The organism is Amycolatopsis sp. WAC 01376 (assembly GCF_003947415.1).
Taxonomy (GTDB): Bacteria; Actinomycetota; Actinomycetes; order Mycobacteriales; family Pseudonocardiaceae; genus Amycolatopsis.
In genome coordinates, this window is the sequence record NZ_QHKL01000001.1 from 457,372 (window position 1) to 472,112 (window position 14,741).

Consider the following 14,741-nt stretch of genomic DNA (forward strand, 5'->3'; position numbering starts at 1 on the left):
CGGTGCCGGCCCGGGGAAACGGGCCGGACGCCGCCGCGCTCGCCTCAGGCCGGTGAGGTGAGCGCCCGGTCCAGATGCCGGGCGAAGAACCGGACCGCGCTGTCGACCTCGAACCTCGGCACTTCATGGTGTTTGCCCGCGTTGGCGTGCAACGACTTCTCCTTCGAGGCGAAGGCGTCGAACAGCGTCAGGCTGGCCTCTCGCGAGATTTCCTCGTCGTCCCACTGCATGCCGAACTCGATCGGGATGGTGATCTCCTTCGCCTTCTCCGCGAGGACATCGGGCCAGTGCTGGCCGAAGACCGCGGCCGTGATCCTGGGCTCGACCGCCACCAGCGGCACCCCGATCGCGGTGCCCAGGTTGATACCGAAGTACCCCACCGGCCCATCGGCGCCGATCTCCGCGAGCTCCTGAAGGGCATCCAGGGTCGCCCGCCACTCCGGCACGGCCAGCTCCGCCAGATACGCGCTGTAGCGCCGGGCGACCGGGCCTTCCGACTCGCCCGCGGCCTTCGCCGCCAACAGCGCGGCGACCTCCTGCTCGTCGCGCGCCGAGCGCGGCCGGTCGCCGTGACCGGGCGCGTCGACGACGGCGACGTGAAAGCCGCCGTGAGTCACGAAGCGCTGTGCCCGGCCCGCCATCGCCGGATGTTTTTTGTGGTTGCCCCCACCGTGGCCCATCAGCACCAGAGGCGCCCGCTCGCCGTCGGCAGGCGACCAGAGAACGCCGGGGACCTCACCCACGACGAAGTCGCGTTCGACCATGCCGTTCGACGAAGATTCGGCAAGGAACCGCAGAGAATGCACAGGGTGCCGCCTTTCGAGAGGGCCGTGACGCTGGTCCTCCGCAACCGGCGTCCGGGACCACCACGCTCCCGCCGAAAGCGCCGACGCACTGTCGGCGGTCCGGCGGAAGCCGTGGTGGTCCGCGTGATCAGGCGAGAAGTTCGAGCACCGGGGCGAACTGCTCGGCGAACACGGCGTTCAAGGTGAAGCAGTTGATGCCGAGCGTCTCGCGCCGTCGCTGCAGTTCGTCGGCCATCACCTGCGGGCTGCCGCGGAGGATGCCCAGCGAGTCGTGCTCGATGAGCGTCTTCATGTCGGTCTTCAGCAGCCGCGGCACCCAAGGCGGCGCCACTTCGCCGATGACGAAGATCGGGGAGACGAACTCGATCTCGTCGCCCCGGTCCCCGGCCTGTGCACGCATCCCCGCGACCAGCGCCGCGATTTCCTCCCGGGTCGCGATCGGGCTCGCGGCGACGGTGATCCTGTCTGCCTTCGCGGCGGCCAGGGCACGGGCCTTGGGACCGCCGGCGGCGATGAGCACCGGGGTGTGCGCGTCCCCGTCGAGGGCACGCAGTTCGTCGATCGTCTGCTCCACCTGCGCCAGGCGTTCCGCGGGCGACGACGGCGTGATGCCCAGCAGCTTCACCGCGTCATCCAGGACGAACGGCCTGCCCGTCCCGATACCCAAGTCGAATCGCCCGCCACTCAGCAGTGACAGTGTGTGGGAATCCCAGGCCGCCATGCGCGGCGCGCGCAGCGGGCTGGCGGCCACCCACGTTCCCACCCGCAGGGTCGTGGTCGCCCCGGCCGCGATGGCGAGGGCGGGGAACGGAGACGGTGCCGTCAGGACGTCGGCGGAGAGCAGGCTGGTGTATCCCAGGTCTTCGGCCTGCCTGGCTATGCCAAGCCACTGCTTCTCGTCCGTTGGCTCCGCAATCACGGCGAACTTGAACGCCTTGTCGGTCATGGGGGAAACCCTGTCCTTTCGTAGAGCGGACGCCATCGGGCACGGAGGCCGCCCCCGATCGCGGGCGGGGCGGACACCGGTACCGCGGCTCGGATCAGCTCCGGTGCGTGCGCGTGGCGGAGAACCCGGACGAAACTTTTTCGGCCCGCGTTCAGCAGGCTAAAAGCGGCCGCACCCCCTCCGGCATCCCTCAGCCTGATAGCCCGGCCTTCCGGCGTCGGAAGCGCGCCGGAAGGATTGCGTGAGTCAGCGATCCGCTGCTAACGTCGTTTTCGACCGTGAATTCGTTGGAGGAGGTGAGACCCGTGAACGCAAACACCCATGGGTGCTCCCTGAACCCTTCACGGTCCGGCGGCTGAGCTTCGCTGCCGCCAGGAGCGCCTGAGACCGAGGCACTCCTGGAAGGAGTCTCCGATCAACACGAAGCCTTTGACATCCGGCCTGAGCGAGAACGCGGTGGTGATCACGCGCGTCGCGGACAGGCATTGGCACGCACTCGACGACGACAGGGTGGTCGGCCGCGGATATGCGGAGCACCGGCCCGACGGCCGTTTGTTCGTTTGCGTCGACGCCTGGCGCGAGGCCACGTTCGACCGGCTCGCCGAGGCGATGGTGGCCGAACTGCCGGAGCCGCTGTACACGGTGGTCGACGAAGCCGACGTCGAGCTGACGGCCTGCTGGCGACGAGCCGGTTTCACGATCCGGCGCCGCGAGTGGGAATACGCCGTGCCGACCGACCCGCGGACCACGGGACTCGAAGAAACCCTGCCACCTTCCGGGGTGACGATCGTGCCTGCAGGCCAGGCGGACGAGGGTCTGCTGCGGGCGGTGGACCGCGCGATCCGTGACGAAGTCGAGGCGACCGCCGGGTGGCAGTCGATGCCTGCCGAAGTGATCCCCCGCCCCGACGGCGACACCATCATCGACCCGTCGAAGTACGCGGTCGCCGCGACACCGGACCGCTACCTCGGCCTGATCCGCGTAGTGACGGTGAACCGGCCGCGCATCGGACTGCTCGCGGTCCGCACCGTCGAGCAGCGCCGCGGCATCGCGCGTGCGCTGCTGGCCCACGCGCTCGGGACGCTGCACCGCGCCGGATTCGCCGAAGCCTTTGCCGAAGTCCAAGAGCCCAATCACGCGGCCTCTGCCCTGTTCGAAGGCATCGGCGCCCGGCCGATGAACAGCAACCTGGAGCTGGTGCGATGAAGACTAGAAAAGGCATCGAAGTCGAGGGCAAGGTCGTCGAGGCCCTGCGTGCCGGCATGTTCACCGTGGAGCTCGACAACGGCCACCGGGTGCTCGCGCACATCAGCGGCAAGATCCGCCAGAACTTCATCAAGATCTACCTGGAAGACCGGGTGCTGGTGGAGCTCACGCCGTACGACCTGTCGCGCGGCCGGATCGTCTTCCGGTACCGCAACTAGCGGCTGGTCGTGCAGGAAGGCGTGACTCGCGTGCTTGGGGACGTAACTCGCGTGTCTGGATGCCGCACTCGGGTGTGCGGAGTCTGGACACGCGAGTTCCGTCTCACCTGTTCGGCCGGCGCTGCTATTCGGCGATGTCGTCGCGCAGCCACAGACCGTCGATGTCCACCTCGATACACGGAGAGAAAAGGACCCTCTGGTGCAGGTCGACATCCGGGGGAACCGACATGGTGAACAGGTAGAACTCCGCGGGCAAGGCGCAGCTTGCGAATTGTGCCGCCGGATACGGGGAATTCGAGCCGAGCATTGCGGTGATCCTGACCCACCGACGAAGAATGCCTCTGAGACGGAAGCCCATTACTTTCCTTCGTTTTTCGGAGACCAGAAAAGTCTGGCCCCCACCACCGCGACCCTTCAGGTCACCCGGATGGACAATCGAGAGCTCATCGAGAACCGATGCGCGTCCCCGGTCCGGATCGGACAGGCCTCACTCACGCTCCGGAGGAGCGATCACCTTCAGCCCACCGCGGCCACCTCGTCGCCGTCCGGCACCGCGACGATGTCACCGGCTCGTCCCACGACGAACCTCCCGCCCCCGTCCCCGAGAAGTTCCGAGGATCGGTCCACCAGCGGCAACGCGGACATAGGCCACCTCTCGAAGTGCCGATGCGGACAGCGCCGACCTTGACCATCATCGTGCCCATCCCGCCGCACCGACGGCAACTACCCAGCCTGACAGTGTCCGGCTCCTGTCTCGCCGCGGTCCGCTGAGCCAGGTATGCCCGAGCCCTCCGGGGAACCGACAATTCGGACAGAACCAGTCAGTTTTTCCGCATTCTCGGCATTCGACCAGTTGGCGGTTTCGACGACGAAAGGCCAATGACTCGCGGGCGCCCATCGGGCGCACTCCGGCAGCGCTGGCGGAAAATCATAGCCCCCAGGACTACTCCGTGTGACCTTGACATAGCGCAGCGATCAGGTATCGTCGGCCAGGTCTGGGGTGCTCATAGAAACTGGGGTAAGTATAGCAATTTGACACAATCTCTCCGCCGAAGAGAGATTGGGCTTAAATCGTGCTGTCCAAAGTTCGAGTCGCGCTCTTCACCGTAAATGTACTTGGAGACTTCCTTAAATGTGCATGGAAACTTCGGGGGTTCGATTGGGCATTCTGGGACTAAACGCGTCAATTCTCTCCTCTCACGACTGCATCAATCTCGAAATCCTGCACACAGCCGGTTCGGTCTGGCTCGAGGGCGACGTCGTCTCCGCCATCTCCCTGGCCGAGGCCGCGGCGACGGCCAGATGCCGTCGGGGCAGCGAGCACTGCACGGCGCTGGCGAGCCTTCAACTCGCGCTGCTGCTGACCAACCTCCGGTGCATCGACGAAGCCAAGCGCGCGGTCCGCCAAGCAACCGAGGTGGTCGACGACCCTGCCATCGACGCGGTTACGGCGCTGGTCAGAGCCAAGATCGCACTCTGCGAAGGCGACATCGACGGGGCGGGCAAGCTGTGTGACGCCGGCATGGTCGTGGCGAACGACCCGCGTCTCGCGTCGTGGGCCTCGATCGGGAACACGGTCCGCGCGATCGCCGCGATGCGGCGTGGCGAACTCGCCGCGATGATCCATCATGCCAACCAGCTCAAGGATGACGTGCTGTTCGGCAGGGACGTGCTTTTCGGCAGGCGGGACACCTTTCCTTGGGACTCGCCCGCCTGGCTCGTCGTCCAGATCCTCGAGGCGGAGAAGGGCTGGGAAGTCGCCGTACCGCTCGCCCGAGGGCTCTTCGAATCCGAATCGTCGGCCCGTGGTCTCCTGCTGTCCGAGCCCGCGGCGGCGTCGTTCCTCGTCCGGATCCTGCTGCGAGCGGGCGACCGGGAATCCGCCCAGCGCGGCCGTCGTTGCGCGGCGGCGCTCTCCGCGGACAATCCGGACATCCGCGCCATCACGGCCGCCGCCCTGCACCTCGACGCGCTGGTCGAGGAGGACGTCAGCCTGCTTCAACAAGCGGCCACCGCCAGCCGCGACGCGTGGACCCGCGCCTCGATGAACGAGGACATCGGCGATCTCCTGTCCGCGAACTACGGAGACTTCCGGCAGGCATGCACGCATTACGACACGGCCATGCACTCCTACGCGGACGCCGGCTCACCGCGCGACTCGTCCAGGGTCCGCAGCAAGTTGCGGCGCCACGACACGTCCAAGGCCGCGGCGAGATTCTGGCCGAGCAGCCGGATCCCCATGCTGACCGACACCGAGTACGCGGTGGCCGAACTGGTGGCAGGCGGACTCACGAACGCCGAGGTCGCCGGCAAGATGTTCCTGTCTCGCCACACCGTCGCCTTCCATCTCCGCAAGATCTTCCAGAAGGTCGGGGCCAAGTCGCGCATCGAGCTCGCGGTCATGTGGAAGCAGCTGGTCGGGCAGGACATCACCACGTCGATGTGAGTCGTCGGCGCGGGTTCGCCGGCGGTGAGGTGAAGGGGCCCTTCGCCGCGTCCGATGCGGTGAAGGGCGCCTTCGCCCTTGGTCTGTGGTGCGAGCTCGTTCTCCTGGCAGTGAGGGCCTCCCTTCCTACCCTGAAGGTAGGGAAGGAGGCTTTCGCTACCGTCAGATGTGATCCCTGGTGACAGTGGTGACTCACGTGCCTGGATGCCGCACTCGCGAGTGCGGAGTCTGAACACGCGAGTTACGTCTCTAAACACGCGAGTGCGGTGTCGCGTCACCCGGCCCGCCGTCTCGCCCAAGACACGACACGTTTGCCTCACCCCTCAATAACCCGAAACGCCACCCACGACCAACCCGGCCACACCGCGTTCGCTCCTGGTGCGGCGGTCAGCTGAAGTCTTTGATGTGTTCCTCGGCCCACTGCCGGAACGAACGGGCCGGCGCCCCGGTGACCTCCTCGACCGCGGAGGTCACGGCACACGGAGCCTTCATGAGCTCGGTCATGGTACGGACGAAGGATTCCGGCATCTTCGGTTCGGCGTCCTCGGGAGCCAGCTCGGCGACCTCGATCCGCCGCCCCAGCACCGCTCCGATCACCTCGATGCATTCCTGTTGTGTCAAGGCCTCTGGCCCGGTCAGCCAGTACGCCTTCCCCTCGTGCCCGGCGCCGGTCAGTGCCCGGACCGCCACGTCGGCGATGTCGCGCTCGTGAATCGCCGCGGTGCGCAAGCGCGGGAACGGAATCCGCACCACCTCCTCCCCCGACCGGATCATCGGAGCGAAGCGGAGCTGCAGGGCGGCGAACGTGGTCGGGCGGAGGAAGGTCCACGCGATTCCCGACTTCCGCAGCGCCTCCTCCACGACCGAGTGCAGCTGCGCGCTCCGGCTGTGCCGGGCGGCGGGTTGCACCACGGCAGAGGAGGACAGCAACACGACGTGTTCCACCCCCGCCGCCTTCGCCGCGCTGACGAACTCGGTGACGCCGTCCTGGTTGGCGTAGAGGAAGACCTTCTTGACGCCCTCCAGGGCGGCCGGCAAGGTGTCCGGTTCGCTCAGGTCGAGGCGGACCATCTCGACGGCGTCCGATACCTCACCGGTTCGCGGTGTTCGACTGGTTCCCCGGACCGGCATTCCAGCGGACAGAAGTCCGTCCACGACGTGATTGCCCACATTGCCGTACGCACCGATGACAAGAACGGACATAGCTCCTCTAAGGGGGTAACGGATCACCATTCGGGCAAATCGCACCCGGGGTCGGCATCATTCAACGACCTTGCCCTGGTACTGACCATCCCCCGCCTTGGTAAAGCGGCCACGTACGCACCCAATGCCACTACCAACGTCGGGGATAGTGCGCGGCCGCGCGCCAGACCTACTGTCCGGAAAAGGGTTCGGGCAAAGAGTCCGGCGGCCAGCTTGGAGGACCCGGGTGAAGGACAACGAATCGGTCCTGTTGGAGGCCTACCAGCGGTTCCACCAGACGGGACCGGAGTGGGGCGGCCACCATCTCAGCAACCACGGCCCCATGGCCGTGGAGGCCATGATCCGGCACGGACACGCCGGCTCCGTGCACCACTGGATCGACAACTACACGCAACGCCTGGAAGAACCACCACGCGGGATCGACCCCGTCACCGAAAACGACTGGCGAGAGGCACTCGGCGACCTGAAACGGGTAGCGGACTGGACCACCCTGTTCCACCGCGAGGTCACCGAACGTCCCTGGCGGGAAGTACTGGCGACGTGGTGGCCGCGGCTGGTACCCGGCATCGCCGGCGGTACGGCTCACGGCGCGATCCGAGTCGGGCACGTGGTCCACTCGATGCTGACGGCCGAAGCACGGGCAGGATCCGTCGACAGCATCGAAAACCCGTACGTGACCGAGCTCGCCGACGCACTGGGCTACTGGGCCGCGTGCTGGACACCGGTGACGGGCGACCCTTCCCGTCGGCTCGGGTCGCTACGCCCGGCCGACGCCCTTGCCAACGTGCCGACCGTCGCCGACCAGCAGAAAGGCGTCCCCTACCGGCTCAGCCAGCTCCCGACCACCGACGGCTGGCAATCGGCACTGGGCGCGCTGCGGACCGTGGACGATCCCGAGCAGGTACCCGCGTTGCTGTCCCAGCTGATCGACGCCACGGTGTTCCGCTACCTGGACTACGGCCACGGTCACGCGGTCATGCTTGTCCACGCCTCGACGGCACCCACCGCGGTCCTCCGCGTGCTACCCGCCCTGCCGCGCAGGCTGTGGGTTCCCAGCCTGGACGCCGCCTGGCAGGCGACCGCGGCCCTCACCGCCGCGTGCACCCCCCAGCTCGCCGCCGACCGGGCGGATCTCACCGTCCACACCAACGGCGTCGCGACGACCGAGGACGCCATGGCACTGGCGGTCGACCAGGGAGACGAACACGTCATCAAATTCGCCGACACAGCCGTGGAAACCTTCACTCGCACCGGGAACAAGGACGCGCTCGCGGCCGCGAGCCGATGCGCGGAACTCATCACTCTCACGGAGGCCGCAGGACGTGCACGATTCGATGGCCGTGGACCCACCAGCTGACCGCCCCGGCTCCCCGGTGCCCGCGCTTCCGGCCACTGGGGGAAGTGCCACCGATCGGGACGGTCTTTTAGCGGCTTCTTATGCCGCGATGTGGTGTTTCAGGTATTCGGTGTGGACTTCGCGGGTCCCGAAGCCGAGTCCTGAGTGAAGAACCGCTGATCAAAGAAGGCTTCACCGCATTTCGGCACTAGTTCGCGTCAGGGCGAACGCGTTGTCCCGACAGACTCCAGTGCGGCCGACGGACCACTGGGTGCCGAGTGTCCACTGTCCGGAAAGCGCGGGTATCTCAAATGATTTGCGCGAGGCGGTCGCCCACTGCTAGGTTCATGGCGACCGTGAATTCGTGCGAGGAGGTGAGTCCCGTGAACGCAATCACCCATGGGTGCTCCCTCAGCCTCTCACGGTCCGGCGGCTGACTTTCGGTGTCGCCAGGAGCGCCTGAGATCAAGGCCCTCCTGGAAGGAAACTCCGATGAATACAAAGCCTCTCACCACCAGCTTGAACGAGAACGCGGTGACCATCACCCGCGTCGCGGACAATCAATGGCACGCACTGGACGACAACCGGACGGTCGGCCGCACCTATGCGGAACACCGGCCCGACGGACGCTTGTTCGTCAGCATCGACGCCTGGCACGACACCATCTTCGACCGGCTGGCGGAAGCGATGCTGGCCGAACTGCCGGCACCGCTGTACACGGTGGTCGACGAAGCCGACGCCGAACTCACAGCCTGCTGGCAACGCGCCGGTTTCACGATCCGGCGCCGCGAGTTCGAATACACCGTGCCGACCGACCCGCAGGCCACCGGACTCGAGCAGACCCTGCCGCCTTCCGGGGTGACGATCGTGCCCGCCGACCAGGCCGACGAAAGCCTGCTGCGGGCGGCGGACCGCGCGATCCGTGAAGAAGTCGACGCGGCCGGCGGGTGGTGGCAGACCATGCCCGCGGAACTGATCTCCCGCCCCGAAGACGAGGACACCAGCACCGGCCCCTCGACCTACGCGGTCGCCGCGACACCGGACCGCTACCTTGGCCTGATCCGCGTGGAAACAGTGCACCACCCGCGCATCGCGCTGGTCGCGGTCCGGGCAGGCGAGCAACGTCGCGGCATCGCACGGGCACTACTCGCCCACGCACTCGGGACACTTCGCCGCGACGGGCACTCCACCGCCTGGGCCGAAGTCCACGAGACCAACCACGCGGCCTCGGCACTGTTCAAAAGCGTCGGCGCCCAGCCGGTGGGCAGCAACCTGGAGCTGGTCCGATGAAGAAGAACAGGAACGGCATCGAGGTCGAAGGCAAGGTCGTCGAGGCCCTGCGGGCCGGCATGTTCACCGTCGAACTCGAGAACGGCCACCGGGTACTCACCCACATCAGCGGCAAGATCCGCCAGAACTACATCAAGATCTACCTCGAAGACCGGGTGCTGGTCGAATTGACACCCTACGACCTCACCCGCGGCCGGATCACCTTCCGCTACCGCAACTGACAACGACCCAGGCCCCGGTCACGATGTCTTCGTGACCGGGGCCTGGGTCGTCGGTTCGAGCGGTCGCGAACTTCCGCTCAGTACTTGCGGACCTCGATGGGCAGCTTGTTGACGACGCGTGGTTTCACCACGTCACCGAGACCCCACCGGCCGGGACTTTCGCCCGAAATCGCCCAGGGATTGCGCAGGCCGGCAGGAGCGTCGTCGCGCACGCGGATCTCCCGGTAGCGTTCCAGGAGAAGCCGGATCGCGATCCTCGTCTCCAGTCGTGCCAGTGGCGCGCCCACACAGTGATGGATGCCCTTGCCGTACGACAGGTGCGGATTGGGCTTGCGGAGGATGTCGAACCGGTCCGGGTCGGCGAAGACGCGGTCGTCGCGGTTCGCGGTGGTCAGCCACACCAGCACGGTCGAACCGGCCGGGATCTTCTGGCCGCCGAGCTCGGTGTCCCTCGTCGTCCGCCGGGGCGAACGCGGGAACGGCGGCCGGAAGCGCACCGCCTCGTCGATCGCGGCCGGGATCAGCGCCGGGTCGGCCCGCAACTGGTCCCACACAAGAGGATTCTCGTCCAGCGCGAGCAGCGTGTTGCCCATGGCGGCGGTGGTGGTGTGGTGGCCGGCGACCACCACGTTGAGACAACCGAGGGCCTCCTCCTCGTCCAGCCGCGCTCCGTCGGCCTCGACCGTAATGAGCCTGCTGACCAGGTCGTCGCCGGGGTTTTCGCGGCGGGCGCGGAGGATCTCCAGTAAGTGCGAGTTCAACTCGCGCAACGGCTTCAACTCACGCAGCGGCGGCGCGTCGTTGTCGTTCGGCGACTCCTTCGCGGCGGAGCTCCGCACCTCGACGACGGAGTCGGACAGCTTCCGGACGAACGCCAGGTCGTCGGCGGGAATGCCGAGCATCTCGGCCATGACCATGAACGGCAACGGGTGGGCCAGCTGTTCGATGAAGTCCCACTGATGGCCGCCGTCATCGGCGGTATCGAGTAGCCGCGTCGTCAACTCGGCGATCCGCGGCTCCAGGTCGGCCATCATCTTCGGGGTGAGCGCCTTGCTGACCACGCCGCGCAGCCGCCGGTGAGCCGGATTGTCCGCCCGGAGGAAGTTGCCCGTGAAGTCTTCCTCCACCGGCCCCAGCGGGGCGACTTCGGAGGAGAAGGTCACCGAGTCCATCTGCACCTGCTGAGTGACGTCGTAGCCGAGTACGTGCCACGCCTTGATTCTCTCGTCGAAATGCACGTCTCCACGTGCTCGTAACACGTCGAGATAGCCGAGAAGATCGGACAGCGTCGGTTCCGACTGGGTGACACCCATGAAAACTCACTCTCTTCCTACGACCCGGTGGCGCGCGCTAGCAAACTCGGGAAGCCGGGACGCGACTTCCGTGGGGCTTGGCATGGCGGCGATCTCCTCGGCGATGGCTTTGGCCGCCTGTCCGGCATCGGTATCGGCCAGCAGTCCGCCCGCTGCCTCGGCGATGGCCGCCGCGGAGACGACGTCAGTGCGGCGGCGGTCGTCTTCCAGTTCGACTCCCTCTGGCAGCAACTGCCTCCCGGCACCGGTGGCGGACACCGCGCCCGCCATGGCGAAGTTGTCGAACCCGACGGGCAGGAACAGTTGTGGAACCCCGGCGGCGGCAGCGGTGACGGTCGTCCCTGGGCCGCCGTGGTGTACGGCGAGGTCGACAAGTGACAGCAGTTCCCCTTGCGGCACCCAGCGTTCAAGGTGCACGTTTTCGGGAAGCACACCGAACTCGTCCAACGAAAGGTTGGGCCACGCCGCCACCACCACCTCGACGTCCAATGCCGACAACCCATCGACAGCGGCACGCAGGGCGGCGACGGTGCCCAGCACCGTCCCCAATGTCAGATAGACCAACGGGCGTTTCCGCTCGGCCAGTGCGATCTTCGGTAGCTCACCGGGTTCACTGAACGGCACCAGGCGCAGCGGCACCCGTTCCGGACGAGCCAAGAACGACGTTTCCTGCAGCGAGGAAGGGAAGACGTCCAGGTACGGGTCACCCAGGAGGTATCGCCCTTCGGGCACCTCGACCCCGATTTCGGCGGCGACCGCACGGAGGAGCCTCATGTCCACCTGCCGCCATCGGTCTTCTCGGTCGACCGCGTCCGCTCGGGAGTTGGCGTGACATACCGCGGGAATGTCCAGGCGATGCGCCGCGAGCCCGGCTCCCGGGTTGCCCGCTTCGTACACCACCAGGTCTGGCCGCTCCGCCCGCAGCACGGGCATCAGGTCGGCGGCGAACCGGCGGGGTAACAGCTCACTGAACGCCCGGACCGCGGGATCGAGCAAACCACGCCACGGTAGGTCGCCGGCCTCCCTGTCCTTGCCCGCCTGAACGGAACTCAAGGCTTCATGGATCGGCATTCCGACCGGCACGGTACGGAATCCGAGCTCCTGTAGCAACGGATGGAATCTCTCGCCGATCGCATAAAGGACGTCATGGCCGACCTCCCGGGCAGCGAGGGCCAGCGGCAGCAACGGGTAAGCGTGACCGTAGCCGGACAGGCTGGAGAAAACGATCTTCATTTCCCGGCTTTGCCTTCCTGCCTGGAAAGATCGAACAAGACAGAGCAAGGCTAACCAGCAGGTGCCGCCGCCCCCATCCCTCACCTTGACTGCGCCGGACTCGCCCGCGATGAGCGCATACGTTTGTCCATTATGGACAGACGTATGTCGTCCGCCTGATCACGCGAAAAGTGGCGTGATGCCAAGGTGCGTCACTGGGTGGTCGTGAGTGTTTCGGGTCGTTAGAACGACACATATTGCGAGGTAAGGCAAACGTGTCGCGTCTCGGGCGAGACGGTGGGCCGGGTGACGCGACACCGCACTCGCGTGTTCAGGCTCCGCACACCCGAGTGCGACATCCAGACACGCGAGTAACGCCGTACCGAAGTACATGAAGGCCCCCTTCCTTGCGCCTAGCGCAGGGTCCCGGCAAAGTCGCATAACCGCTGGTCGGCTCCGCCGCCATGGCGGGACAAGGCGAACGTGTCGTGGTGGAGCCGGCGGGACCGGGCTCACTCAAGGAGCCTCACCCGGCTCTTGACTGTCCACAAAGGACGCTTGTCAGAGCGCTGATGCCCGGTTTAGGGTATTTGCGTGATTTCGAGCGGGGGGGTCGTGAGTGGTAATGAGCGTTCTAACGCTCATTACCACTCACGACCCCTCGCGTAAACGTACATAGCGGCATCAATCGGACACTCGTGGACACTGAAGCCCCGCCGGCGCCGCGCGACAGTGCAGGAATAGCTGCCTGACCTGCAAGATCTCGACTTTGCCGGGACCCTGCGCCTAGCGCAAGGAAGGGGGCCTTCATGTACTTCACGACCAGCCTCCGAGGTCACAGTCGCCCCACCGTCACCAGGGACCCACATCTGACGGTAGCGAAAGCCCCTTCACTACCGTCAGAGTAGGCAAAGAGGCCCTCACTACCAGGAGAACGCCTACGCAGAAGCGGACACCGGCCCCACGCCACGACACATAACACTCACGACCCCCAACGCACAACGCGGCGAAGGGAGCCTTCACCCCACCGCCGGCGAGCGGGTCAGCCGATGCCGCGGGCGAAGCGGAAGAACTTGTGCGGATCGTAAGCCCGCTTGATCCGCACCAGCCGGGGGTAATTCTCGGCGTAATAGGCGGTCCGCCAGTCCGGCAGCGCCGGGTCCATGTAGTTCTGGTAACTCTCGCGCAGGGAATGCCGGTCGAGCACCGCGAAGCCGTCCGCGAGCCAGCTTTCACACGCCGCCGTGTCCTCGTCGGTGTAGGCGAAGTCGCGCAGTTCCGCGGTGAGACCGGCCAGCATCTTGGTGGTCCGGTGCACATAAGCGGTGTCCGTGCGGGCCCGCGTGTTCGCGGCGCCCCCGAGGGCTTCGAAGTACAGCATGCGGGACTGCCCGGTGCGGAAACGCGCCGGATCGGCGAGGACCGCCAGCAGGTCTTCGACGTCGGCTCGAGGCACCGCTGAGCCGAACATCCGGCACCGGGTGCGGTAGTAGTTCCAGCGAGGTGCCGTCGCCTCGGGAGTGGCGCCGACCCGGTGGCCCTGCGCGGCGGTGGGATCCGCGTAACCATAGAGCCGCGTCATGGCGTGCTGAGCCGGCAACTCCCAGACGGACCGGTTGAGCGGCGTCACGCCGGTCGCCGCGACCAGTTCGTCGATGCGGCGGTTGAGCTCGTCCATGGTGCTGTACCAGGTGCCCGAGACGGTCACCATCGTGCTGGGTGAGGGCGGGCTCGCGGTGCGGGCCATCAGGACCGACGAAAGATCGTCGGGAGCCGTGTTCACCCACTGCTGCCAATTCTCGATCAGCGCGGCCGTGTCGGCTCCTGACCAGATGAGCCGGTAGCCGACCAAACTGTTGCGCGGCACCGGTTCCAGCGTGTACTTGGTGACGACGCCATAGTTGCCGCCGCCATTGCCGCGCAACGCCCAGTAAAGATCGGGATTCTCCTGGGCCGAGGCCCGCACGACGCGCCTGTCCGCCAGCACCACCTCGGCCGAAACCAGCCGGTCGCAGGCCATCCCGTATTTGCGAGTCTGGTGACCGATACCGCCGCCCTGGATGTAACCGCCGGAACCCACCGTCGGGCACAGGCCACTGACGAGTGCCAGCCCATAGGGGGCCAGGGCGGCCAGCGCGCCGGCCTGCTGGGTGCCCGCGCCGATCGTGACGTGCGTTCCGTCGATGGTGACCTGGTTCAGCCGGGAGACGTCCAGGATCATGCCCTTTGTCGTCGAATAGCCCCCGAAACTGTGCCTCCCGCTGCGGGGAACGGTGTGCACCCCGTTGTCCTGGGCGAACGCGATGACGGTCTGGATGTCCTTTGTGCTTTCGCAGTAGGCGACGGCCATCGGATTGGTGTTGTCGAATTGGCTGAGCGCCTGCTCGCGGGCCTGCCCGTAGCCCGGATCCGACGGCAGGACGAGGTCACCGTCGAGGTGACGCCCCAGCGAGTTCCAGTCGACCGTGCCGCCACCGCGCCCGGCGGTGCCGGCGGCGGCGGATCCGGTCGAACCGAGGACGCCGGCCACGGCACCGACCGCGG

Annotated in this window: 14 protein-coding genes; 6 read left to right on the forward strand and 8 right to left on the reverse strand. The window is 66.7% G+C overall.

Annotated features, from left to right (window positions below):
- Positions 1–44 precede the first annotated feature (44 nt).
- Together DMH03_RS02320 and DMH03_RS02325 are read right to left on the reverse strand one after the other, a co-directional pair.
- Positions 45–806, reverse strand: a complete 762-nt coding sequence (locus DMH03_RS02320; RefSeq protein WP_125790349.1) for an alpha/beta hydrolase — start codon at positions 804–806, stop codon at positions 45–47.
- A gap of 127 nt (positions 807–933) precedes the next feature.
- On the reverse strand, positions 934–1,752 hold the full coding sequence (locus DMH03_RS02325; protein ID WP_125790350.1) for an LLM class flavin-dependent oxidoreductase: 819 nt from the start codon (positions 1,750–1,752) through the stop codon (positions 934–936).
- Between the two features lie 456 nt (positions 1,753–2,208).
- Here DMH03_RS02325 and DMH03_RS02330 point away from each other — a divergent pair, with 456 nt between their 5' ends.
- On the forward strand, positions 2,209–2,958 hold the full coding sequence (locus tag DMH03_RS02330; RefSeq protein ID WP_233611237.1) for an N-acetyltransferase: 750 nt from the start codon (positions 2,209–2,211) through the stop codon (positions 2,956–2,958).
- A complete protein-coding gene (gene infA / locus DMH03_RS02335) occupies positions 2,955–3,176 on the forward strand; it encodes a translation initiation factor IF-1 (protein ID WP_125787346.1) in 222 nt (73 codons plus the stop codon). Before DMH03_RS02330 ends, infA (DMH03_RS02335) begins: the two co-directional genes overlap by 4 nt.
- A gap of 124 nt (positions 3,177–3,300) precedes the next feature.
- Here infA (DMH03_RS02335) and DMH03_RS02340 read toward each other — a convergent pair whose 3' ends face one another.
- Positions 3,301–3,534, reverse strand: a complete 234-nt coding sequence (locus DMH03_RS02340) for a hypothetical protein (RefSeq protein WP_125790352.1) — start codon at positions 3,532–3,534, stop codon at positions 3,301–3,303.
- 158 nt (positions 3,535–3,692) lie between these two features.
- A complete protein-coding gene (locus DMH03_RS42840; protein WP_255431225.1) occupies positions 3,693–3,821 on the reverse strand; it encodes a hypothetical protein in 129 nt (42 codons plus the stop codon).
- A gap of 514 nt (positions 3,822–4,335) precedes the next feature.
- Between DMH03_RS42840 and DMH03_RS02345 the strand changes: the two genes are divergently transcribed.
- A complete protein-coding gene (locus DMH03_RS02345; protein ID WP_125790353.1) occupies positions 4,336–5,622 on the forward strand; it encodes a helix-turn-helix transcriptional regulator in 1,287 nt (428 codons plus the stop codon).
- 387 nt (positions 5,623–6,009) lie between these two features.
- On the opposite strand, the gene DMH03_RS02350 is transcribed toward DMH03_RS02345, so the two are convergent.
- Positions 6,010–6,825: an SDR family oxidoreductase gene (locus DMH03_RS02350; protein ID WP_125790354.1), complete on the reverse strand. Its 816-nt coding sequence runs from the start codon at positions 6,823–6,825 to the stop codon at positions 6,010–6,012.
- Between the two features lie 226 nt (positions 6,826–7,051).
- On the opposite strand from DMH03_RS02350, the gene DMH03_RS02355 reads away from it, so the two are divergent.
- The 3 genes from DMH03_RS02355 to infA (DMH03_RS02365) all read left to right on the forward strand — a co-directional run bounded on the left by DMH03_RS02355 (position 7,052) and on the right by infA (DMH03_RS02365) (position 9,672).
- A complete protein-coding gene (locus DMH03_RS02355; protein ID WP_199748651.1) occupies positions 7,052–8,182 on the forward strand; it encodes a questin oxidase family protein in 1,131 nt (376 codons plus the stop codon).
- 471 nt (positions 8,183–8,653) lie between these two features.
- Positions 8,654–9,451, forward strand: a complete 798-nt coding sequence (locus DMH03_RS02360) for an N-acetyltransferase (RefSeq protein ID WP_125790356.1) — start codon at positions 8,654–8,656, stop codon at positions 9,449–9,451.
- Positions 9,448–9,672 carry a translation initiation factor IF-1 gene (gene infA, locus DMH03_RS02365; protein WP_125790357.1) on the forward strand — a complete coding sequence of 75 codons (225 nt, stop codon included), beginning with the start codon at positions 9,448–9,450 and terminating at the stop codon, positions 9,670–9,672. The genes DMH03_RS02360 and infA (DMH03_RS02365) overlap by 4 nt, the downstream gene beginning before the upstream one ends.
- A gap of 77 nt (positions 9,673–9,749) precedes the next feature.
- Here infA (DMH03_RS02365) and DMH03_RS02370 read toward each other — a convergent pair whose 3' ends face one another.
- From DMH03_RS02370 to DMH03_RS02380, 3 genes are all read right to left on the reverse strand, one after another.
- Positions 9,750–10,985, reverse strand: coding sequence for a cytochrome P450 (locus DMH03_RS02370; protein ID WP_125790358.1), 1,236 nt, complete (start codon positions 10,983–10,985; stop codon positions 9,750–9,752).
- Positions 10,986–10,991: 6 nt separating this feature from the next.
- Complete coding sequence (locus DMH03_RS02375; RefSeq protein ID WP_125790359.1) at positions 10,992–12,218, reverse strand: glycosyltransferase; 1,227 nt, start codon at positions 12,216–12,218, stop codon at positions 10,992–10,994.
- A 1,021-nt stretch (positions 12,219–13,239) separates the two neighbouring features.
- Positions 13,240–14,727, reverse strand: a complete 1,488-nt coding sequence (locus DMH03_RS02380; RefSeq protein ID WP_233611238.1) for an FAD-binding oxidoreductase — start codon at positions 14,725–14,727, stop codon at positions 13,240–13,242.
- Between the last annotated feature and the right edge of the window lie 14 nt (positions 14,728–14,741).